Below are 23,498 nucleotides of genomic sequence, written 5' to 3' on the forward strand. Positions count from 1 at the left end.
ATTATTCAATTTTTATAATGAAAAAATTTTTTTTTCCAAATTGAAGTAAAATATATTTTTTTTTTATTATATTTTCTTTTTTAAGAAGTATATTTTTTTTAATAATTTTTTTATTTATAGAAATAGAATTTAAATTTAAAGCACGATTAGCTTCACTTTTAGATTTAAAGATATTACTTTTTTTTAATAAATCTAATAAAAAAATTCCTTTTCTAAAATCTTTATAAGGTAAAAGCATATGCGGAATATTCTCGTAAAGAGAACTAAGTATATCTTCATCTAAAGATGAAAATAGATTATTAGTATATTTTTTTCCAAATAAAATATGTGAAATTTTTACTACTTTTTCATAAGATTTTTTTCCATGAACCCATTTAGTTATTTCCGATGCTAATTTTCTTTGTAATAGTCTTTTTTCTGGATTTTTTCTATGTTTGAAAATTAATGTTTCAATTTTTTTTTTAGAAAAAAAAGTATAGATTTTAATAAAATTTTCAATTTCAATATCTGAAATATTTATCCAAAATTGATAAAATTTATATGGAGAAGTTCGATTATGATCTAACCATATATTTCCTTCTTGCATACTTTTTCCAAATTTTAATCCATCAGTTCTTGTAACCAAAGGAAAAGTAATTCCATATGCTTTTTTTCCTGTTTTTTTTTTAATAAGTTCTATTCCGGTAGTTATATTCCCCCATTGATCTGATCCACCAACTTGTAGTAAACAATTTTTTTTTTTATTTAAATAAAAAAAATCATATCCTTGTATAAGAGTATAAGTAAATTCCATAAAAGATATTCCTTTATATTTTTTATTATTATTTTGTATACGTTTTTTAATAGAATCTTTAGATATCATGTAATTTATAGTAAAATGTTTTCCTATATTTCTGATAAATTCTAAAAAAGAAATATTTTTTATCCAATCAAAATTATTTATAAATTCTATTTTTTCTGAATAACTATTTAATAATTTAGATAGTTGTTTTTTAATAGATTCTATATTTTCTTGTAATGTTTTTTTTTTTAAAAAAATTCTTGGATCATATTTTCCTGATGGATCTCCTATAAAACCTGTTGCCCCTCCAATTAATATTAAGGATTTATGACCCATTTTTTGAAAGTGAATTAATATAATAATTGGAAGTAAGCTACCTATATGTAAAGAATCATATGTTGGATCGAACCCGATATATATAGTAGTAGTTTTTTTTAATTGTTTTTCTACACCAGGAACACTATTTTTTATTAATCCTCTCCAAGTAAGTTCATCAATAATATTTTTCATATTAAAAAATTAAGGTAACTTAATAAATTGATATTCGCTTATTTTTATGAAATTTTTTTTAAAAAAAACTATAACATATAATTTTTTAACTTTTTTTTTTAGTTTTATTCATATAATATGGAATTTTTTTTTTATGAAAAAAATTTTTTTTTATTAAAAATATATATTTTTTTATTTCCTATTAGTAGTTTTTTTTTCTTTTTTTATTTATTAACCATAAATAAAAGAACTGATTTATATATTATATTTTCAATTTTACAGTTATTTTGTAGTATTTATATATTTTTTTATTTAATTATTGAATATAATCTTTTGAATTCAATTCCAACAATTATTAATTTTATTTTTTTGTATTTTATGATACTTTTTTTAAAAACTATAATTTTAATAAATTGTCGGAATAATAAAAGTTATTTTTAGTACTTTAGTAATTTATGTATATATATACTATTAATCTAGTATATTCTATTTTTTTTATGAATTTTTTTTTTCGATATGTAGATAGTTTCATTCCTATATTATTATATAATTATATAGGAATAATATTATATTTTTTGTATTTATGGATGTTGGAGTAATGCATAATGAAAAAAATACTTTTAGAAAAATTTATCAAAAATTCCTATTTTTTTTTCTATGATTGGAATTTTTGGATTTAAAATTTCTGAAATTCTATTAATTAGACATGGTAGAAAAATTTTTACATAACATTCATATGTAATGAACTTTTTTTTTTGATGAAAAAAAATTACAGGAATTGTTAATATTGAATTATTTTTATCTTTTTCTGGTGAAACAATAGAAATAATTGGTGGAGAATTTTTTAATCCTAAAAATATAGGTGATTTAAACCATAAATACATATAAATCAATAATTGCATAGTATTTCTATTATCGGGATCTTGAAATATATTTTCAATTTTATTCAAAGGAATATGTATTTTTTTTATTTTTGATATTCCAATTTTATAATCAATAATACGTGTAATTCCATCATATTCGTCAATTCGATCTATGATTCCATATAAATTAACTTGATGCTCTCCAATGTCCAATATTGTGGAAGAAGTACATTCTAATTCTTTAATTAAAATTTGATGACCTTTATGAACAAATCCTTCCTCCCAAGAAATAAAATTTTTTATATAATTTTTTACTATAGAATATAATAATATATTTTTACCTTTTATAAAAGAATTTTTGATATATTTTAATATTACTTTTTCTGTAATATATTCGTAATTTTTTTTCATTTCATTAATCCAATCTATAGTAATTAAATATCCTTTAATAGGATGATATAAAATTTCTAATGTTTTATGTATTATTTTTCCTACTTTTTGTTTCATAGAAATTTTTTCTAGATCATTTAATCCAAGAATTTTTTTGTAGTAAAAAAGAAGAGGATTATAATTATACAGATAAATAGAAGAAGGAGATATACCATGAGTAGATATTTTATATAGACGTTTAATCATTGATTCTGTTTTTTTTATCACAATAGGATATATTTTCGACTTTGAAAATAAAAATGAAAAATTTTTTTTCTTTTCTATGGTAAGTTTTGAACTTATTTCTATTTGATGAATAAAACGACTTTTTTCTCCTGAATTAAGTTCATCTGGTTTATTTTTATAAATTAAATAAATATATTTTGAATTTTTTAAAATTTTTCTAAAATAATGATGATAAATTTCTTCATTGTCTTGAAAAATGGAAAGATTGAATTTATTCCTAATATCAAATGGAATAAAAGTATTATATTTTTTTATTCTATCTGGAGGGATTACACCTTCATTAACGGAAGTTATAATGGTATTTTCAAAATTTTCGAAATAGGAATCCATAAATCCTATTATATTCAATCCTTTTGGATTTTTTCGTATATATGGTATTTTTTCTGTATTTATAAATTGTTGATAAATATTGAATATATCTTTAATCCCCAAAAAATTTTTTTCTGTTTTTCGGACTAATATTCTTAATTTTTGCATATAAATTTCCAATTTTGAAAGAAATTTTAATTCTAATAGATTATTTTTTGAATTTGAAATAAATATAATTTTCAATTTTCTAATAAAGCTTATAATACCAGTAATACATTTTTTAGTATCATGAGTTTGTATTTGAAAAATGATATTTATATCATTTTTGGATAAATATTTATTTATTATAGATTTTGGAATAAAATTTGAATTTTCTGAATTCCATTTATCTACTATAAACGATAAATTTTTTTTAATAAAAAATTTTTTTATATATCCATCTGATAATAATCTTAGTATATCTTTTCCATAAAATTTTTTCAATTTTTCCTTTTTTAATAATAATTCAAAAATTGAAAAAAATGTATAATGAATAGGGATATTTTTTATTGGATAGTCTATGGAGATAGATATATTTTTTCCTAATTTTTTTTTTAGTGAATTAAATAAAGGGATAGTTAAATATTTATCTCCTAAAATAAGACCAATTTTATATGGATTTATCCCATTTTTGATCATTTTATAGACTAATTTTTCTACTATTTTAACTTGTTCTATTTCTTTAGAAACACTAATAATTTTTATATGATTAAGATATATATCGTTGATTAAAGTTGGTTTTATCTTTTTTTTGATGAAAAAATTAAAAGGATTTTTTATTAATATATTTTTTTTATCTAAATCATATATAGATCCTTTTTCTAATTGGATTATTTTTTTTATAAATTCTATTTCACATTTATTTAATAATTGGGATTTTGAAAAAAATAGAATGATTCGTATATCTGAGTTTTTTAATAAAAAATTATTTAAACGAGAAATAGCTATTCTAAAAATCATTCCAGTATAACCGATGCCTTTTTTTAAAAGGATACTTTTTAGAATTTTATAAAATTTATAAATTTCTTTCCAAAAAAGAAATTTTTTTTTTCTATCAAATTATTTTCTAAATTAAGATTCCATTTTTTAATTTTTTCTGTAGAAATAATATAAGAAAAAAAATGTTCAATATTAATCAAATTAAAATCTAAATCCTGAAAATCATTTAAAATATGAGGAGCCCATTTTAAAAAATCATTAAATTTTTTTGATAAATCACTATTTTCTTCTTTAAAAAGATAAAAAAAATGAAAAAGTATATAAGAATCATGCAAAATATACAAACCGGATATTTTTTCAATAAATTTTTCTATTGTATAAATTTCTGTAAATAGATGATTTTTAAATTGGTATTTTTTTTTTATATATTCTATAATAGAATCGTTAAATGATATCAATATTAATTTTTTTTTCAAATATTTTTTTTGAATTAATAAATATTGAATTACTTGATCAATTTTTTTTATCACAATAAAAAATTTTTTTTAAACTATTTTTTTGAAAAAAAATATTCTATTTTTATTTGATCTTTTTTAATTTGTCTTTTAAGATCATAAAGTGTACTAAATTTTTTTTCTTCACGAATTCTTTTAATAATAAAAATATCAATTTTTTTTCCATATATTTCTTGATAAAAATCGAAAATATGAACTTCAATTTTTATTTTTTTATTTTTTTTATTAACTGTAGGGCAGATCCCTATATTCATCATCCCTTTATTATAAAAAAAATTAAAAATATTAACTTTTACCGCATAAACTCCTTTTTTTGGAATTAATTTATTTTCATTTAGTTGAATATTAGCTGTTGGAAAATCTAATGTTTTACCTATTCCTTCCCCTTTTATTACATAACCAGATAAGTTATATAAATAACCTAAAGCATTATTAGCCCATTCTATATTCCCTATTAAAAGAGATTTTCGTATATTAGTAGAACTAATAATTTTTTTTTTATATTTATAAGGATTTACTTTATAAATTTTGATTCCATATGATTTAGAAATTTTTTTTAGTTGATGGAATGTCCCATCTCTATTTTTTCCTAAATGAGAATCATATCCAGTTATAATTTTTTTAATTTTCATGTTAGAAAATAAAATCTTTTGAAAAAAATCTTGAATACTTAATTTTGAAAATTTTTTGGTAAAAGGATGAATAATCAAATGTTCTATTCCTGTTTTTTTTAGATGATGAATTCTTTCAGGAAGAGTATTTAAATATAAAATATTTTTTTTAGGAATTAGTACTTCTTTAGGATGTGGGTTAAAAGTTAATAAAACAGTACAATACTCCCCTTTTGCTCTAAAAATTAAGTTTTGAATAATTTTTTTATGTCCTATATGAACTCCATCAAAAAAACCAAGTGTAAATACACATGGTAAAAAGGAAGAAAATTCATCAATAAATGAATAAATTTTCAAAATTTATTATCTTTTTTTTCTCTTACATATATATTTGCAAATATATATGATTAACGTATACTAATACTATATATACTAATTAATAGTTTTTTTGAGAGAATGAATAAAAAAAAATTAAAAGGAAAAATAATTAAAATTATAGGACCAGTTATTGATGTATCTTTTAAAGATATAGCTTCTCTACCTAAAATTTACGATGCATTAGAAGTCAAATTATCCAAAACAAATAAAATTATATTAGAGGTTCAACAGCATATTGGAGAATATAGTGTACGTTGTATTTCTATGGAAGTTACCGATGGATTAAAAAGAGGACAAGAGGTGGAAATTTTAGGTGGACCAATTAGTATCCCAATAGGGGAATCTATTAATGGTAGAGTATTTAATGTTTTAGGCGAACCTATTGATGGATTATTTCCTTTAGATAAGTCTAATTCTAGATCTATTCATAACCCACCACCTAAATTTAAAGATTTATCTACAGATACTGAAATATTATATACAGGAATTAAAGTAATTGATTTGATTGAACCTTATTCAAAAGGAGGAAAAATTGGATTATTTGGTGGTGCTGGAGTAGGAAAAACTGTTTTAATACAAGAATTAATCAATAATGTAGCAAAAAAACATGGAGGTCATTCGGTTTTTGCTGGTGTAGGAGAAAGGACTAGAGAAGGAAATGATTTATTACGAGAAATGTTAGAATCAGGAATTATAAAATATGGTAATTCATTTATGGAATCTATGAAAAAAGGATATTGGGACCTTTCTAAGGTAGATAAGGAATCCTTAAAGGAGTCTAAAGCAGTTTTTATTTTTGGACAAATGAATGAATCTCCTGGAGCAAGATCTAGAGTAGCATTATCTGGATTAACATTAGCGGAATATTATAGAGATCAAGTTTTGAAAAAAAAAGGACAAGATGTTTTATTTTTTATAGATAATATATTTAGATTTACTCAAGCAGGATCAGAAGTTTCTGCATTATTAGGTAGAATTCCATCTTCTGTAGGTTATCAGCCAACTTTATCATCTGAAATGGGATCTATGCAAGAAAGAATTACATCTACAAAGAAAGGGTCTATTACTTCAGTACAAGCTATTTATGTTCCTGCTGATGATTTAACTGATCCAGCTCCTTCCATTACATTTTCCCACTTAGATGCAACAACCGTACTTTCCAGAAAAATAGCTTCTTTAGGAATTTATCCAGCAATAGATCCATTAGATTCTTCTTCTCGTATATTATCTCCGGATCTAATAAATAAAGATCATTATTATTGTGCAGAACGTGTTAAAGAAATTCTTCAAAAATACAATTCTTTACAAGATATTATTGCTATTCTAGGAATAGAAGAACTTAGTGAAAAAGATAAATTAATAGTTTATCGAGCTAGACGTGTTCAACGTTTTTTATCTCAACCATTTCATGTAGCAAAACAATTTACGGGTATAGAAGGAGAATTTGTAAAAATTGAAGATACGATTAAAGGATTTAATATGATAATGGATGGAGAATTAGATCATCTTCCGGAAATGGCTTTTAATTTAAAAGGAACTATTGAACAAGTTATAGAAACAGGAAAAGAAATATTATCTTCTACATAATAAATAGAAGATAAAATGAAATATATTATGCAAGTAACGATTATTGATTTTGAAAAAATATTATATCAAGATATAGCCATCTCTATTATAGCTCCAGGATTGAATGGTTATTTTCAAATATTAGAAAATCATGCTTCATTTATTTCTATATTGAGTAATGGATGGATAAAATTAAATAAATCATTTAATGATAAAATTTTAAAAATACCAATAAATGGAGGATTTTTACTAGTTAAAAATAATTTGGTTATAGTTATTTTATAGTAATCTAGATTTAGAAGAAATTATTTTCATATATTCTTTTCTGTTTTTAAAAATTTTTATAGCATTAAAAATAGCTTCTTTAAAAGAATTTTCATTAGCAATACCTTTTTTAGCAATATCATATGCTACTCCATGATCTGGAGAAGTACGTATATGAGAAAGACCAGCAGTAAAATTAACTCCTTCATTAAAAGTTAATGTTTTAAAGGGTATTAATCCTTGATCATGATACATAGCTAAAACTGCATCAAAATTTCTATAACTATTATTTCCAAAAAAACTATCTGGAGAATAAGGACCGAAAACTAATATTCCTTGATCTTGAAATAAAATATGAATAGCTGGTTTAATTTTAGTCTTTTCTTCTTCACCTAATAAACCATTTTCTCCTGAATGAGGATTACATCCTAAAATTGCAATCTTAGGTTTTTCTATAGAAAAATCAATTTTTAAAGATTGATGTAAAATTTTTATGGATTTTACAATTTTTTTTATAGTTAATTCAGAACTAACATTTTTTAATGGTATATGATGGGTAACTAATGCTATTTTTAATGTTTCATGAATCATTAACATTAAGGATTCTCCATCCAAAATATTTTGTAAATATTCAGTATGGCCTAAAAAATAAAATTCTTTAAAATTCATCCATTTTTTGTTTACAGGTGCTGTAACTAGAACATCAATTTTTCCATCTTTTAAAGCTTTTGTGGCTTTTTTTAAAGATGAAATAGGATATTTTCCTGATTCATGGTTTATTTTGATTAAGTCAAATCTAATATCTTCTTTCCATATATTTAAAACATTGATTTTATAATCTATAATTTCTTTTAAATTTTTTATTCCTCGTATATTATTTACTTCGATATTTAAAATTTTTTTATAATATGAACATAATTTTGTAGATCCGAATAAAACCGGTGTAAAAAAATCTAAAAGTTTTTTTTTTCGACATACTTTTAAAAAAATTTCTATTCCTATTCCATTAATATCTCCTGTAGAAATACCAACTTTTATTTTTTTTGTTCTATAATTCATACCATATTTTATGAAATAAATATTTTAATTTATAAAAAAAATATGAATAAATTTCAATTATGTTTACTGGAATTATAGAATGTACTACACAAGTATATAGATTAAATCGTCAAAAAAATAATCTTTGTATTACTTTTAAAAATCCATTTTTAGATCATATTAAAATTAATCAAAGTATTGCTCACAATGGAATATGTTTAAGTATCATAGAGATAATAAATGGAACTTATTCAGTAATTGCATCGGAAGAAACTTTACGTTGTACTAATTTAGATTTTTTAAAAATTAAAGATGAAGTAAATTTAGAACGTGGAATGAAAGTTAATGAAAGATTCGATGGACACATAGTACAAGGTCATATAGATACAATAGCTAAAATTGTTGAAATAAATAGAAAAAATGGAAGTTGGTTATTTTCTTTCAAATCTAGAACAAAGTTAGATAACTTAGTAATAGAAAAAGGCTCCATTTCTGTAAATGGAATTAGTCTTACTATAACAAAATATATTAATAAAATATTTAGTGTATCTATTATTCCTTATACTTATGAAAAAACCAATCTTCATTTTATGAAGGTAGGAGATTTTGTTAACGTAGAATATGATATACTTGGAAAGTATATTATAAAAAATTTATGTTTTTGAAATGAAAATTTATTCTATTTTAGGTTCTCCAGACAAAATTTCTTTATCCGTATATTTTCTGTATATATCAAAATTTTTTATGAATTTTTTGACAAGATTTTTTACTTGATTTTGATACATTTTTTTATTTTTCCATGTTTTTTTTGGATTTAAAATATTGGAAGATATACCTGGACAGTATTTTGGAATATAAAAATTAAAGATAGGGTACTTTTCGTAATCTACTCTGGATAAACATCCATCTAAAACACATTGAACAAGTTTTCGTGTATATTTTAATTTTATCCTAAATCCAATGGATTCTCCAATAAAAAGTAGTCCTGTATTTACCATCCATACATTTATTTCCGAATTATTTAATTTTTTTATTAACATTTTTGTATATTGAACTGGATTTAATAGCATAAATGGAGCTCCAAAACAGGAAGAAAAAGTAGCTTGTGGTTTTTTTATATTTAATTCTGTTCCAGCTACTTTAGAAGTATAACCTAATAAAAAATAATAAGCAGATTGTGCTTTATTTAGTTTTGATATAGGAGGTAATATCCCAAAAGCATCATAGGTTAGAAAAAAAATATTTCTAATATTGGAAGATATTAATTTTTTTTCGATATTTTTTATAAAATTAATAGGATAACTTACTCGTATATTTGGTGTAATAGAATCATTTAAAAAATCTACTTCATTAGTCCCTTTTTTTAAAATTACATTTTCCAACATTGCCCCTTTTTTAATAGCATGATAAATCATAGGTTCTTTTTTTTTAGAAATACCTAATATTTTTGCATAACAGCCCCCTTCAAAATTAAAAATAATGTTGTCATCCGTCCACCCATGTTCATCATCACCTATTAATTTTCTATTAAGATCATTAGAAATAGTAGTTTTTCCAGTACCAGATAATCCAAAAAAAAGTGCTGTATCTTTTTTATAAATACCAATATTTGCAGAACAATGCATAGGGAAAACATTTTTATATATAGGAAGTATAAAATTTAGAACAGAAAAAATAGATTTTTTTATTTCTCCTGTATATCCTGATCCACCAATTAGTATAACTTTTTTTTTAAAATTTAATATGGTAAAATTTTTTTTATGTGTACCATCTATAATTGGATTAGCCTGAAATCCAGGTGAACATATTAATAACCAATCTGGGAAAATTTTTTCAATTTTAGAAATTCTAAAAAAAAGATTATGGATAAATAGATCAGACCATGGATATTCACTAATAGACCGAATATTAAGTTGATAACGTTTATAAGAACAAAGATATCCATCTCTTACGTATAAGGTTTTTTCGGATAAGTATCTGACTAATTTTTGATATATATGATCAAATTTTTTAGAATTAAAAGATTGATTAAATTTTTCATCCCACCAAATTTTTTTATTTGTAATGTTATCTTTAACAATAAATCTATCTTCAGGAGAACGACCAGTGAATATCCCTGTATTTACTGCTAAAACTCCTGATTTAGTTTCTACACCCATTTTATTTTTAATAATTATATTTTGTAATTCTTCAGAAGATAATTGCCAATTATTTGAAGAATTTAAGATTCCATATTTTTCTAGATTAAGAGAACTCATTTTTTATTGTATTTCTTAATAAAACAAATTTATATACGATTTATAAAAGTTTACTAATTTTGTATTAGAAAAAATAAAAATTACGATCCTATGTCTGATATTGCATCAAGAGTAAAGTCTCTTATTGTAGAAAAATTGAGTGTAGAAGAAAATGAGATTTTTCCTAAGGCTAGTTTTACCAATGATTTAGGTGCAGATTCCTTAGATATAGTAGAGCTTATTATGGAATTTGAAAAAGAATTTAATATTAGTATTTCTGATGAAAAAGCAGAAAAAATAACAACTGTAGGCGAGGCTATACAAGCTATCAAAAATATTTTAGATGATAAAAAAAAAGAGGATAATAGTTCTGTCTGATTATTATATAAAAAACATTGATTTTTTTTTTTTTATGTTTATGAAGAAATTAAAAAGAGTAGTAGTTACAGGACTTGGATGTATTACTCCAATAGGAAATAATTTAGAAGAATATTGGATTTCCCTTATTAATGGAAAAAGTGGGGCAGAGCCTATTACCTATTTTGATACTAAAAAATATAAAACTAAATTTGCTTGTGAATTAAAAAATTATGATCCCAATATTTTTTTTAGTAAAAAAGAACAAAAAAAATTGGATCCTTGTGCACAATATGGAATTTTAGCATCCTCTGAAGCCGTAAAAAATAGTGGAATTAATTTTTCAAAAGAAAAAAGGGAACGTATTGGAGTTATTTGGTCGTCTGGAATTGGTGGTCTTCTCAATTTAGAAGAATCAATTTCTGATTATGTAAATAGAGGAAGATTTCCTAAATTTAGTCCTTTTTTTATTCCTAAAATGTTAATAGATATTACTGCTGGATTAATTTCTATGAAATATGGACTTCATGGACCTAATTATGCTACTGTATCCGCTTGTGCTTCTTCTTCTAATGCAATTGTAGATGCTTATCATTTAATATGTTTAGGAAAAGCAGATATTATGGTAACTGGTGGTTCTGAGGCAGCAATTACACAAAGTGGAGTCGGTGGATTTAATGCTTTACATGCATTATCTACTAGAAATGAGGATTACAAAACTGCATCACGTCCTTTTGATAAAGATAGGGATGGTTTTGTTTTGGGTGAAGGAGCAGGATGTCTAATATTGGAAGAATATAAACATGCTAAAAATAGAAATGCTAATATATATGCTGAAATAGGTGGAGTGGGGATGTCTGGAGATGCATATCATATTACAGCTCCTCATCCAGAAGGAAAAGGTATTATTATTGCTATGAAAGTAGCTATAAAAGATGCTGGAATTGAATATCAAGAAGTTAATCATATTAATTCTCATGGAACTTCTACTATTTTAGGAGATCTTGCAGAAGTAAAAGCTATTCAAAAAGTTTTTCATGAAAATATATATAACATTAATATTAATTCTACTAAATCTATGACAGGTCATTTATTAGGTGCTGCAGGTTCTATAGAAGCTATTGCTTCTATACTTCCTTTACGGGAAAAAATTATACCTCCAACTATAAATTTATTTCAAATAGATAAAAAAATAGATTCTAAAATTAATTTTACTCCAAATAATGCAATAAAAAAAGAAATTAAAATCAGTATATGCAATACTTTTGGTTTTGGAGGACATAACGTTTGTATTTTATTTAAAAAAATAGATGTTAAAAGATGAAGATTCTATTTTAGTTAGTAAACTAAAGAAAATATTAGGATTTTGTCCCAAAAGAATAAGTTATTTAAAAGAAGTATTTATATATAGTTTTTATAAAAAAAAAAGAAATAAAAATTATTATATAGATTTTCAAAGATTAGAATTTTTAGGAGATGCCGTATTGAATTCTATTATTTCCCATTTTTTATATGAAAAATTTCCTGAAAAAAAAGAAGGAGAGTTAACTCAAGTACGATCTAAAATTGTATGTAGAAAAAATTTAAATGAAATTTTTAAAAAACTAACGTTAACAGAAATTTTCTTTAAAAAAAATAAATCAATGATATCTGATAATATGTTTGGAAATGCCCTTGAATCTTTAATAGGTTTTATTTATTTAGAAATTGGATATCAGGGTTGTCAAAATTTTGTGTATAAAAAAATATTACATTTTCATGTAAATATTATGAAATTACAGAAGGAAATTTTTAGTTATAAAGTATGGATTATAGAATGGTCCCAAAAAAATAAATTTTTGATAAATTTTAATACTTTTAAAGAAGAAAAAAATAAAAATATAATTACTTATTTATCGGAATTTTCCATATCTGAATATGAAATTCAAACAATTGGAAGAGGACCATCCAAAAAAAAATCAGAAGAACTTGCAGCAAAAAAAGCTTATTTTCTTATTCAAAAAAAGTATAAAAAAAATATTTGATATTTGAAAATTACAATACATAAAAAAATTGATCAAGAAAATATATGATATTATGTATAATAAAGAAAAAAAGTTTTCTTATATAAAAAAAGGCTCAGGGCATCCACTAATATTACTTCATGGGTTAATGGGTGGATTAAGTAATTTTAATGCACTTTTAGATTTTTTTCCAGAAAAAGGATATCAAGTAATAATACCTGTTTTACCTCTTTATAAGATGCCACTATTTCTTACAAATATTTACAATTTATCTAAATATATTATTCAGTTTTTAATAGAAATAGGAATTGAAAATTCTACATTGATAGGAAATTCATTAGGTGGCCATATTGCTTTAATTATAGCAAAAAAAAGAATAGATTTAGTACATTCTTTAGTTCTTACAGGAAGTTCTGGATTATTTGAAAAAGCTTTTGGAGATGCATTTCCTAAAAGAGAGAACTATGAATATATTAGAAAAAAATCACAAGAGGTATTTTATGATCCTAAAATTGCTACTAAAGAATTAGTAGATGAAGTATTTCATATTGTGAATGATAAAAAAAAGGGAATTAAAACTTTATATATTGCGAAAAGTTCTATGAAGTATAATATGTCAAAAGATTTATCAGTTATTGAAAAACCTATTTGTTTAATTTGGGGGAAACAAGATCCTGTAACTCCACCAGAAGTGGCAAAAGAATTTCATAGATTATTACCTCATTCCGAATTATATTGGATAGATAAATGTGGCCATGTCCCTATGATGGAACATCCCAAAAAATTTATAAAAATTTTAGAAAAATGGTTATCTAAATTTAATTTAAATCATGAAAATTTTTTCTGTAAAGTTTAAAAAAAGTATAGAAAATTCTAATCAATTTTTTTATTCTACTTTTCCTGAATATGCTTTTTCTGGACGTTCTAATGTAGGTAAATCTAGTTTGATAAATTTTATTGTTAATTCCAAAAAAGAAGCTAAAGTATCCTCTTATCCTGGAAGAACAAAATTTATTAATTTTTTTTTAATCAACCATAAATGGTATTTAATAGATTTACCTGGATATGGTTATTCTTTTCAAAAAAATAGAATAATAGAAAAAAAAAAATTAATTAAAGATTATATTTTTTATAGAACTAATTTAGTTTATTTATTTTTACTTATAGATTGTAGAATAATTATACAAAAATTAGATCTAGATTTTATAAAAAAGTTAAAAACTTATAAAATCCATTTTTGTATTGTTTTTACGAAAACAGATAAAATAAATTCAAAAATTTTAGATAGAAATATAAATTATTGTAAAGAAAGAATTGAAAAAAATTTTTTTTCAATGCCTAAATATTTTAAAGTTTCTGTAAAAAAAAAATATGGAAGAGAAAAACTTATTCAAGTTATTCAAAATTTGAATGAATATTTTGAATTAAAAAAAAAACCTTACAAAGAAAAACTTATTATTCCTAATTCATAGGATTTCAATCCAAATCCAAAAATAGTCCCTTTACAAACAGAAGACAAAAATGATTTTTGTCTAAAAAGTTCTCTTGAATAGATATTAGAAATATGAACTTCTATAACTGGAGTAGAAATTGATTTAATAGCATCAGCAATTCCTAAAGAAGTATGAGTATATGCTCCAGCATTGAGAACAATTCCATTTGATAGGTATCCTATATCATGTAATATATCTATAATTTTACCTTCATGATTACTTTGATAATAGGTCATTTCTATAGAAGAAAAAATTTTTTTTCTTTTTAATCTATTAAAATAATTTATGAAATTTTCAGTACCGTATAATTCTGGTTCTCTTTTCCCCAAAAGATTTAAATTAGGACCATTAATAATGCTAATTTTTTTCATGAAAAAAATTTTTTACAATGTTATCTATTTCATTTTTATTTAAAAAATTCCAGCATCCTATTTTAATATTTTTTTTAGTAAGACCTCCGAAATTAATTCTATCTAATTGAACTACTTTATAAGTTAGTTTTTTAAAAATACGTTTAATTACTCTATTCCATCCTATGTGTAATCCAATTTTTATTCTATTTTTTTGTTCTCTGTATATAAAATCTATTTTTACTCTTCCTTCTCTGAGAAATATTTTTCCTTTTTGAATTTTATAGATATCTTCATCGTTAATTTTTTTATTTAGTAAAACATGATATATTTTTTTTACATTATATTTTGGATGAGTTAATTTTTCAGTTATGAATCCATCATTGGTAAGTAGTAAAACTCCTGTAGTTGAACGATCTAATCTTCCAACAGGAAAAATTCTATAATTAGAAAAATTAGGAATTAAACTCATAACTGTTTTTCTATTAAATGGATCATGTGTAGAAGTAATAAATCCCTTAGGTTTATTAAGAAGTATATATATATTATTTTTTTTTTTAATTTTATTTCCATTGAGTTTTATAACATCATTTACATGTATAACTGTCCCCAATTTTGTAACGGGTATTCCATTAACTTTTACGATTCCTGATTGAATTAATTTATCTGCATCTCTTCTAGAAGAGATTCCAGAATTGGATAAATAATGATTTAATCGTATAAATTTATTTTTTTTACTTTGTATATTATTCATTATAATTTTTAATTTTTTTTTAATCATAGTACTTAAAAACGAAATAAAATTTCTGTGGTATACTTTTTTAATATTTTTTTAGAAATATCATAATTTGGAGTAAATCCTAAAATAAATCCTCCCCCTCCAGAACCACATAGTTTTAAATAATGAAGGTCAGTAAAAAGGCTTTTTTCCCATATTTTCCAAAATATTTTGGGGATCATAGGACGAAAGTGAATAAAAACCCAAGTAGAAAGTAATTTTACGTTTTTTAGCATAATTTTAAAATTTCCTTTTAAAAAGGATTCAATACATTTTTCATTATATTTCATAAATTCTTCTTTTAATATTTTTTTGAATTCATCATTTTTTAATTTTACGAAAAAAAAATTTTTTATCATAAAAGAAGTTTTTCTAGAAAAACCAGTATCCAGTAAAAAAATTGCTCCTTCCCCTTTAAATTCATTTTTTTTAGGAATTTTTATGGTCGAAATATTTGTTTCTGAACGAATGAGTAATGGTTTATTAAAATAACAAATTAAAGGATCTATTCCTGAACTTTTTCCGTGGAAAAAAGATTCCATTTGGCTAAATATTTTTTTTAAAATTATTATATTTTTATTATTTAAACATTTTTTTAGTTTTTTTTTAGCATATTTATCATAAATAGAGGAAACTAAAGCACCAGAACTCCCTATTCCATATCCTTTAGGGATATTTGATTGGAAATAAATTCCTTTTTGAATATCTTTTTGTAATTTTTTAAGATCAATTTTTACTAAATTTTTTTTACTTTTTTTTAAAAAAAATAAAAATTTATAATATTTTTTTAATTCTAAATTGGAATAAAAAAATTCTTTATTTTTGGTAGAATTCATAAATTTTAAAGATCCTTTATAAAAATTATAAGGAATGGAAAGTCCAATAGAATTTTCTATAATTCCGTATTCTCCAAATAAAAGAACTTTAGAATAAAAAATCGATTGTTTCATATTTTTTTTTATTTTTATTGTAAATAATAAATAATAAAAAAGAAAATAAATTTAATTAAAATCATTAAAATTATTTTTTGCATAGGATGAAATTTTTAAAAATAATATTTTATATTTTTTTTACCATATTTTGTAGATTCAATAATAAATAACGATGAAAGTAGCTTTATATGGACAAAAAATTGGAAAAAAAAATATTCCATATCTGAATCAGTTCATTGGCTATATATCTAATAATTCAATAGATATTTCTATTGAAAAATCATTTTTTAATATTTTGTCTTCTTTTGAAGAATTTAAAAATCTTAATGTTCCTGTTTTTTCTCATTATAAAGAATTAACAAAAGATTTTAGTTTAATGTTTACTTTTGGAGGAGATGGAACTATTTTATCTGCTCTAACTTTTATTAGAGATACTGGAATTCCTATTGTAGGTATAAATACAGGAAATTTAGGATTTTTAGCTACCTTTAATAAAGATGTTTTTATTAAAAAAATAGATCAAATTTTCGATCAAAAATTTCATTTAATTCCTAGAAGTCTATTGTGGTTAGAAACTTCTATTACGGATCATAATCCATTTTTTAATTTTGCATTAAATGAGATTGTGATTTTCCGAAAAGAAACTGTTTCTATGATTACTATAGATGCTTATATAGATAAGCAGTTTTTGACTTCTTATTGGGCAGATGGGTTAATTATTTCTACTCCGACTGGATCTACTGGATATTCTTTAAGTTGTGGAGGACCTATTATTACTCCTGAAAATAAAAATTTTGTTATTACACCTATCTCTCCACATAATTTATTTTCACGTCCATTGATTATTTCCGATTGTCAAAAAGTACATTTAAAAATACATAGTAGAGTAAAATATTATTCATTATCTATGGATACTAGATTGACATCTTTAAAAAAAGATAATGAATTATATATTAGAAAAGCCCCTTTTTATATATATATTATTCAAGAAGAAAAATATACTTATTATAAAACTTTACGAGAAAAATTATTATGGGGGATGGATCAAAGAAATTAATTGATAATAAGTTATAAAAAATCTATTTTCCTTTACTTTATTATTTATATATTTGTTTCTATTAATAGTTAGAATGATTGATATTTGAAATTGTTAGAACAAATAGATTTAAATAGTCTACCTAATCACGTAGCAATTATTATGGATGGTAATGGTCGTTGGGCAGAGAAAAGAGGAAAATTGAGAACATTTGGACATGAAAATTCGATGAATTCTGTTATAGATTCTATAAATAGCTGTAAAGAATTAGGAATTTCTTACATAACTTTATATGTTTTTTCTTCAGAAAACTGGAATAGACCAAAAAAAGAAATAGATGATTTAATACATTTATTTCATGAAAAATTAAAACATTCTTTAGAAGAAATTCATAATAAAAATGTAAAAATTATTGTTATAGGAGAAATAAAAAAATTTCCTATTATGATACAAGATAAATTACTTTTTTTTATTAAAAAGACAAAAAATAATACATCTATAACATTAGTTTTAGCCATAAGTTACGGATCTAGAGAGGAAATTTTAAGAGCAACAAAAATTATAGCCAAAAAAGTTTATTTTGGGGAATTATCACTAAAAGATATTAATTTTTCTTCTTTTCAAAATTATTTATATACTACTAATAAAATACCAGATGTGGATCTTATTATTAGAACTAGTGGAGAACAACGTATTAGCAATTTTTTACTTTGGCAATCGGCTTATGCAGAATTATATTTTACGAATATTTTATGGCCCGATTTTCGTAAAAAAGATTTTTTTGAAGCCATAATCAATTATCAAAAAAGAAAACGTCGTTTTGGAAAAGTTTTATAAATCAAAAAATTTTTTTTTATTTCCGTTATTTTTTTTTATTTTTTTAGATATATCATTTTCTAAAACGGAAAATAATAATAAAAATAACCTTGAAATAATTCAGAAAGAAAAAAGGAAAGAGTTATTTTCATCTTTTTTAATTAAGAATATTTTTATTATGGGGAAAACAAAATATAATCGTGATTTTATTTCAAATTTATCTCATATTTATCCAGGAGATGAAATTTTTATACCTAGTAAAAAAATAGATCAGGCTATTAAAAAATTATGGAAAAGTCATCTTTTTGGAAAAATATCTATTTATAAAAAAAATAGTTCTTCTTTAAATTCAAATGAAATAGACTTATTTTTTGATTTAGAAGATTTAATAGAAGTTGATAAGATTAATGTAAAAGGTACCGGTATAATTCAATTTTTTTCCATTGAAAAAATTAAGTCAGGAGATAAAATTTCTGAAAATTCAATTCAAATTATTAAAAACGATATTAAAAATTATTATATAAAAAAAGGATATAATGAAACTTCTATAAAAAGTAAATGGACTATTCAGAATGGTAAAAATATTTTAAATATATATGTAGATAAAGGAAAAAAAATCGAAATAGAAAATATTTTGTTTGATGGAAATAATTATTTTTCCAAAGAAGAATTACTTAATTTTATGGTTAAGATAAGAAAAAAATTTTTTGTCCCAATGGTAGGAAATTCCTTTTATTTTTCTCATGAAAATATTAAAGAGGATTTGAAAAATATTTTACGTAAATATCAATCAATGGGATTTTTAGATGCTCAAGTATTTTTAGATTATATATGGAAAAAAAATTCTGGTAATTATGGAATAAAAATAAAGATAATTGAAGGATATCAATATTTTTTAGGAGATGTTAATTTTTTAGGTAATACTTTTATTAAAACAAATTTATTAAGAAAAATTTTTTCTTATAAAAAAGGTGATATCTATAATAAAATTGGAATTCATAATAATATTTTTAGTTCAGAATCCGAATCTAGTATTCTTTCAAAATATCTAAATATTGGACATTTATTTGTGAAAATAGTTCCAATAGAAAAAAGAATGGAAAATAATAAAATTTTTTTAGAAATAAAAATAGAAGAAAATAAACCAGTATATATAAATAAAGTAAATATATCCGGAAATACAACAACTAAAGATCATGTTATTAGACGAGAATTAACTACTTATCCAGGAGATTTATTTTCTCCTCAAAAAATTAAGTATAGTATGCTACGTTTAGTTGATTTAAATCTATTTGATAATAGTAAAATTCATCCTTTAATTCATCAAAATAAAGAAAATAATACTATAGATATAGAATGGCGTATAATTGAAAAAAATTCTAATCAAATTCAAATATACGGAGGATATGGTGGGGATGAACTTATTGGAAATTTTAAATTAAATTTTGGAAATTTTTCTCTAAGTAACTTTTTAAAAGTTAAATCATGGAATCCTCTACCTCAAGGAGATGGACAAAAATTATTTTTGTTTAGTAAATTTAGTAAGGATACAAAATCTTATGGATTTTCTTTTATAGAACCTTGGATAGAGAAAACTAGTCCTACATCACTTAATTTTCATTTAAATTATTCAAAAAAGAAAATAAAAAAATCCGAAAACGTTTTTTTATTACCTAGATTTTTTCATTCTGATACAACAATTCATGAAGGATTTATAGATAAAATAGAAATGTCTTTGAGTTTAAATAAGCCTTTAGTTATTTTAGATCCATATTCTAAAATTAGATTATCTATGGATTATGAGGCATTGAATTACAATACAAAACTATTTTCAAGTCATAATAGAAAATTAAAATATACTAATATAAAATCTTTAATTTCTTTACAAAGAATTTCAAATGATCCAGATTTTATTTTTCCTTTTAAAGGATCAGAATTAAAATTAATTGGAATATTTACTCCTCCTTATTCCATTTTATTCAGAAATACTAAAAGATTTAAAATCTATTGGATGGAATTCTTCAAAATTAAAATAAATACTTTTTGGTATAAAAAAATTATAGATAATCTAGTGATTAAAGTAGGTAATGAATTTGGATTTTTAGGAAGATACGATAAAACAAAAATATTATTTCCAATACAAAGATTTCATATGGGTGGAGATAAAAATTCATTTAGTTCCAAAATAGAAAATATAGATCATATTCCATTAAGAGGGTATTCTTCTAATAGAAAGAATACAGAAAATATTTCTCCAAATAATGGGGGGCTTATTTATAATAAATCTATTTTAGAAATTCGTTATTTGATTAAGGAATTTTCTAATACATCCAAATTTTGGAGCAACATTTTTATAGAAGGAGGAAATATTAGTGATTCTTATAAAAAATTTAATCCGTTAAAAATGAAAAAATCATTGGGGATTGGATTTCGGATTTTTTTATTTCCTATAGGATTTTTTGGAATAGATATATGTAATCCCGTAGATAGAAAAGATTTTTCTATTAAATCAGGATGGAAAACTAATTTTGTTATAGGTAAAGATTAATTAATAATTTAAGATATAAATACATAGAAATATATGAAAAAAAATACAATTTTTTATTGTTTATTGTTTTTTTTCCTATTTGGAATAGGAAAATCCTTATTTTCTAAAGAGGAATGTCATCAGAAAATTGTTTGTCTTAATAGTTTGATTCTTTTAGAAAGAATGCCAGAATTTTCTAAAGTTCAGAAAGAATTGGAAAAATTAAGTAAAAATCATGAAAATATATTAGCAAAATTGGCAAAAGAATTTCATAAAAAAGCAGAAAAATTTCAAAAAAATAGAAATCCAATTCTTAAAAAAGAATTAGAAATATTACAATATAGGGCTCAGGCATATCAAAAAAATGCTGCAGATGATTTATCTAAAAAACAAAATAAATTATTAGATCCTATCTATAAAAAAATAGAAAAAGCTATTAATATAGTAATGGAAAAAGACAAAACTATTGTTAGAGTTGATGATTGTAGTCCAGGTAAAGGGGTTTTAGTTAATAAAGGAATAGATATTACGGAAGATGTAAAAAAAGAATTGGGATTTTAATAAAAAGGGAATGGTATCTCCCGGAATCGAACCGGGGACACAAGGATTTTCAGTCCTTTGCTCTACCTACTGAGCTAAGATACCAAACCAAATAAAGAACAAAAATACAATAATAAAATAATAAGTAAAAAACTAAAGAGTCTATTTTTTTTATTAGTATTTTTTTTTCTTTCTTGTACAAGAAAAGAAATTTTTGTTAAATTTAAAAAAAATAAAAAAGAAATACCTAATAGGATTTTTATTCGTACAAGTATTTTATATAAAGAAAATGGAATTATTCGATCATTTATATATTCCCCAATTATAAAGGAATATTCCATTTATACATTATTTCCAAATGGATTAAAATTATTTATTTATAGAAAAAAAAAAAATAAGTATACTTATATTAGTGCAAATTGGGTTAAATCAATTGAAAAAATATTTTATCATATTAAAGGAAATATTATTATTATGAATTCTGATGGAGATTTTTTAAAAACGGAGGAAATATTTTGGAATAAAAAATATAAAAAAATATTTAATAATAAGTATACAATTATATATTGTACCGATGGTACTGTATTAAAAGCTATGAATGGATTAGAAGCTACTGATGACCTAAAAAAAATTAGGCTAAAAAATATTAGTGGTATTTTTCCTATACAATAAAATATTCCTATGGCTTTTCATATTAGTATAGTTTTCATTACTATACTTCTATCTGCTTTTTTTTCTGGAATGGAAATGGCTTTAATTTCTTCCAGTTTATTTCAAATAGAATTAGAAAAAAAGAAAGATTCTTTTCGTTCTAAATTACTTTCCAAGAGTATTAAAACACCAAAAAAATTTATAACTACAATGTTAATTGGAAATACTATATCCTTGGTTGTATATGGAATTCATATGGAAAAATTATTTTTATATTTTTTTCCAAAATGGTTTTTAATTCACGATAATTTTTTTTTCATTCTTTTTTTAGAAACAATAGTTTCCGCTACTATTATTCTTATTGTTGGAGAATTTATTCCTAAAATTGTTTTTAGCGCATATTCTAATGAATTGTTAAGTTTATTTATTGTTCCTGTATATATTCTAGACAAAATTTTATCTCCTATTACAAATTCTATTATTTGGATTTCCAATATTTTTTTGAAATTTTTTGGAGAAAAAGAAGAGAATAGAACTCAAATTTTTGATAAAGAAGATTTAATTTATTTTGTATCAGAAAATATAGAGAATAATATTCATGGTATAGTAGAATCGGAAGTAGAAATATTTCATAAAGCTTTAGATTTTTCTGAAAAAAAAGCGAGAGAATGTATGGTACCAAGAAAAGAAATAGTATCTTCTAATATATATACTTCTTCTATTGATAACATTCGTCATAAATTTACAGAAAAAGGATTATCAAAAATTATCATTCATAAAAATAATATAGATAATGTTATAGGATATATTCATTATTTAGAAATTTTGAAAAAACCTAAAAATATAGAATCTATAATTAGACCTGTAGAATTAGTTCATATGACTACTCCAATACGAGAAATAATGGATATTCTTATTAAGAAAAAAAAAAGTATAGCTATAGTATTAGATGAATATGGAGGAACAGCAGGAATGATAACAATAGAGGATATATTAGAAGAATTTCTTGGAGATATAAGAGATGAACATGATGAAATTAAATTTGTTGAAAAAAAATTGAATGATAATGAATTTTTATTTTCTGCTCGTTTAAAAATTGATTTTATTAACGCTAAATATAAATTAGGTATTCCAAAATCTGAGGAATATGAAACTTTAGGAGGTTTAATTGTTTTTCATACAGGATCTATTCCTAATAGTAAAGAAAAAATAATTATTGGCGATATTTTGTATATTGAGGTTAAAAAGGTCTCTAAAAATAAAATAGAAGAAGTTTTTCTTAGATTTATTAGAAAAAAGAATTTATAATAG

At 22.3% G+C, this 23,498-nt stretch carries 24 protein-coding genes and 1 tRNA gene; 14 read left to right on the forward strand and 11 right to left on the reverse strand.

All coding sequences use genetic code 11. The features are described 5' to 3' along the window. Window position 1: 1 nt before the first annotated feature. The 4 genes from tyrS to DM780_RS00330 form a co-directional block, all read right to left on the reverse strand. On the reverse strand, window positions 2-1,291 hold the full coding sequence (gene tyrS / locus DM780_RS00315) for a tyrosine--tRNA ligase (protein WP_110548524.1): 1,290 nt from the start codon (window positions 1,289-1,291) through the stop codon (window positions 2-4). Window positions 1,292-1,890: 599 nt separating this feature from the next. Then, on the reverse strand, window positions 1,891-4,116 hold the full coding sequence (locus tag DM780_RS00325) for a PD-(D/E)XK nuclease family protein (protein ID WP_235611987.1): 2,226 nt from the start codon (window positions 4,114-4,116) through the stop codon (window positions 1,891-1,893). A 38-nt stretch (window positions 4,117-4,154) separates the two neighbouring features. Further along, window positions 4,155-4,625, reverse strand: a complete 471-nt coding sequence (locus DM780_RS02995; protein ID WP_235611989.1) for a hypothetical protein — start codon at window positions 4,623-4,625, stop codon at window positions 4,155-4,157. Between the two features lie 20 nt (window positions 4,626-4,645). Then, complete coding sequence (locus DM780_RS00330; protein WP_110548526.1) at window positions 4,646-5,578, reverse strand: bifunctional riboflavin kinase/FAD synthetase; 933 nt, start codon at window positions 5,576-5,578, stop codon at window positions 4,646-4,648. 99 nt (window positions 5,579-5,677) lie between these two features. On the opposite strand from DM780_RS00330, the gene atpD reads away from it, so the two are divergent. Further along, window positions 5,678-7,186 carry a F0F1 ATP synthase subunit beta gene (atpD, locus tag DM780_RS00335; RefSeq protein WP_110548527.1) on the forward strand — a complete coding sequence of 503 codons (1,509 nt, stop codon included), beginning with the start codon at window positions 5,678-5,680 and terminating at the stop codon, window positions 7,184-7,186. A 15-nt stretch (window positions 7,187-7,201) separates the two neighbouring features. Further along, window positions 7,202-7,450, forward strand: coding sequence for a F0F1 ATP synthase subunit epsilon (locus tag DM780_RS00340; RefSeq protein ID WP_317045842.1), 249 nt, complete (start codon window positions 7,202-7,204; stop codon window positions 7,448-7,450). On the opposite strand, the gene pdxA is transcribed toward DM780_RS00340, so the two are convergent. Next, the gene (pdxA, locus tag DM780_RS00345) at window positions 7,445-8,488 is read right to left on the reverse strand and encodes a 4-hydroxythreonine-4-phosphate dehydrogenase PdxA (RefSeq protein ID WP_110548528.1); all 1,044 of its coding nucleotides are present in this window, start codon (window positions 8,486-8,488) and stop codon (window positions 7,445-7,447) included. The two genes, DM780_RS00340 and pdxA, sit on opposite strands and share 6 nt — an antisense overlap. 59 nt (window positions 8,489-8,547) lie before the next feature. On the opposite strand from pdxA, the gene DM780_RS00350 reads away from it, so the two are divergent. Continuing rightward, window positions 8,548-9,132, forward strand: a complete 585-nt coding sequence (locus DM780_RS00350; RefSeq protein WP_110548529.1) for a riboflavin synthase — start codon at window positions 8,548-8,550, stop codon at window positions 9,130-9,132. Window positions 9,133-9,141: 9 nt separating this feature from the next. Here DM780_RS00350 and DM780_RS00355 read toward each other — a convergent pair whose 3' ends face one another. Beyond that, the gene (locus DM780_RS00355; RefSeq protein WP_110548530.1) at window positions 9,142-10,725 is read right to left on the reverse strand and encodes a phosphoenolpyruvate carboxykinase (ATP); all 1,584 of its coding nucleotides are present in this window, start codon (window positions 10,723-10,725) and stop codon (window positions 9,142-9,144) included. Between the two features lie 90 nt (window positions 10,726-10,815). On the opposite strand from DM780_RS00355, the gene DM780_RS00360 reads away from it, so the two are divergent. The 5 genes from DM780_RS00360 to yihA are packed head-to-tail and all read left to right on the forward strand — an operon-like array spanning window position 10,816 to window position 14,536. After that, entirely contained in the window at window positions 10,816-11,082 is a 267-nt protein-coding gene (locus tag DM780_RS00360) for an acyl carrier protein (RefSeq protein WP_110548531.1), read from the forward strand. A gap of 40 nt (window positions 11,083-11,122) precedes the next feature. Beyond that, on the forward strand, window positions 11,123-12,385 hold the full coding sequence (fabF, locus tag DM780_RS00365; RefSeq protein ID WP_110548939.1) for a beta-ketoacyl-ACP synthase II: 1,263 nt from the start codon (window positions 11,123-11,125) through the stop codon (window positions 12,383-12,385). Further along, entirely contained in the window at window positions 12,372-13,085 is a 714-nt protein-coding gene (locus tag DM780_RS00370) for a ribonuclease III family protein (RefSeq protein ID WP_110548532.1), read from the forward strand. Before fabF ends, DM780_RS00370 begins: the two co-directional genes overlap by 14 nt. 52 nt (window positions 13,086-13,137) lie before the next feature. Further along, the gene (locus DM780_RS00375; RefSeq protein ID WP_110548533.1) at window positions 13,138-13,920 is read left to right on the forward strand and encodes an alpha/beta fold hydrolase; all 783 of its coding nucleotides are present in this window, start codon (window positions 13,138-13,140) and stop codon (window positions 13,918-13,920) included. Next, window positions 13,895-14,536 carry a ribosome biogenesis GTP-binding protein YihA/YsxC gene (gene yihA / locus DM780_RS00380; RefSeq protein ID WP_110548534.1) on the forward strand — a complete coding sequence of 214 codons (642 nt, stop codon included), beginning with the start codon at window positions 13,895-13,897 and terminating at the stop codon, window positions 14,534-14,536. The genes DM780_RS00375 and yihA overlap by 26 nt, the downstream gene beginning before the upstream one ends. Here the strand turns inward: yihA and DM780_RS00385 are convergent. The 3 genes from DM780_RS00385 to DM780_RS00395 are packed head-to-tail and all read right to left on the reverse strand — an operon-like array spanning window position 14,503 to window position 16,635. Beyond that, window positions 14,503-14,928 (reverse strand): type II 3-dehydroquinate dehydratase, encoded by a 426-nt coding sequence (locus DM780_RS00385; protein ID WP_014246031.1) that lies wholly within the window; start codon window positions 14,926-14,928, stop codon window positions 14,503-14,505. The two genes, yihA and DM780_RS00385, sit on opposite strands and share 34 nt — an antisense overlap. Next, window positions 14,915-15,661: a pseudouridine synthase gene (locus DM780_RS00390; RefSeq protein ID WP_110548940.1), complete on the reverse strand. Its 747-nt coding sequence runs from the start codon at window positions 15,659-15,661 to the stop codon at window positions 14,915-14,917. Before DM780_RS00390 ends, DM780_RS00385 begins: the two co-directional genes overlap by 14 nt. 32 nt (window positions 15,662-15,693) lie before the next feature. Beyond that, window positions 15,694-16,635, reverse strand: a complete 942-nt coding sequence (locus DM780_RS00395) for a GHMP family kinase ATP-binding protein (protein ID WP_110548535.1) — start codon at window positions 16,633-16,635, stop codon at window positions 15,694-15,696. A 154-nt stretch (window positions 16,636-16,789) separates the two neighbouring features. On the opposite strand from DM780_RS00395, the gene DM780_RS00400 reads away from it, so the two are divergent. From DM780_RS00400 to DM780_RS00415, 4 genes are all read left to right on the forward strand, one after another. After that, complete coding sequence (locus DM780_RS00400; protein ID WP_110548536.1) at window positions 16,790-17,674, forward strand: NAD kinase; 885 nt, start codon at window positions 16,790-16,792, stop codon at window positions 17,672-17,674. An 84-nt stretch (window positions 17,675-17,758) separates the two neighbouring features. Then, window positions 17,759-18,490 carry an isoprenyl transferase gene (locus DM780_RS00405; RefSeq protein ID WP_110548537.1) on the forward strand — a complete coding sequence of 244 codons (732 nt, stop codon included), beginning with the start codon at window positions 17,759-17,761 and terminating at the stop codon, window positions 18,488-18,490. 157 nt (window positions 18,491-18,647) lie between these two features. Beyond that, window positions 18,648-21,017, forward strand: a complete 2,370-nt coding sequence (locus DM780_RS00410; protein ID WP_110548941.1) for a BamA/OMP85 family outer membrane protein — start codon at window positions 18,648-18,650, stop codon at window positions 21,015-21,017. A 33-nt stretch (window positions 21,018-21,050) separates the two neighbouring features. Further along, window positions 21,051-21,557, forward strand: a complete 507-nt coding sequence (locus DM780_RS00415; RefSeq protein WP_110495579.1) for an OmpH family outer membrane protein — start codon at window positions 21,051-21,053, stop codon at window positions 21,555-21,557. Window positions 21,558-21,568: 11 nt separating this feature from the next. On the opposite strand, the gene DM780_RS00420 is transcribed toward DM780_RS00415, so the two are convergent. Further along, window positions 21,569-21,641 (reverse strand) — tRNA-Phe (locus DM780_RS00420). After that, window positions 21,632-21,877, reverse strand: coding sequence for a hypothetical protein (locus tag DM780_RS03000; protein ID WP_235611991.1), 246 nt, complete (start codon window positions 21,875-21,877; stop codon window positions 21,632-21,634). The genes DM780_RS00420 and DM780_RS03000 overlap by 10 nt, the downstream gene beginning before the upstream one ends. Window positions 21,878-22,010: 133 nt before the next feature. Between DM780_RS03000 and DM780_RS03005 the strand changes: the two genes are divergently transcribed. Then, window positions 22,011-22,208: a hypothetical protein gene (locus tag DM780_RS03005; protein ID WP_014246038.1), complete on the forward strand. Its 198-nt coding sequence runs from the start codon at window positions 22,011-22,013 to the stop codon at window positions 22,206-22,208. A 9-nt stretch (window positions 22,209-22,217) separates the two neighbouring features. Beyond that, window positions 22,218-23,495 carry a hemolysin family protein gene (locus DM780_RS00430; RefSeq protein WP_110548539.1) on the forward strand — a complete coding sequence of 426 codons (1,278 nt, stop codon included), beginning with the start codon at window positions 22,218-22,220 and terminating at the stop codon, window positions 23,493-23,495. Window positions 23,496-23,498 lie beyond the last annotated feature (3 nt).

Origin of the sequence: Blattabacterium punctulatus (assembly GCF_003226695.1) — a bacterium.
Lineage (GTDB): Bacteria > Bacteroidota > Bacteroidia > Flavobacteriales > Blattabacteriaceae > Blattabacterium > Blattabacterium punctulatus.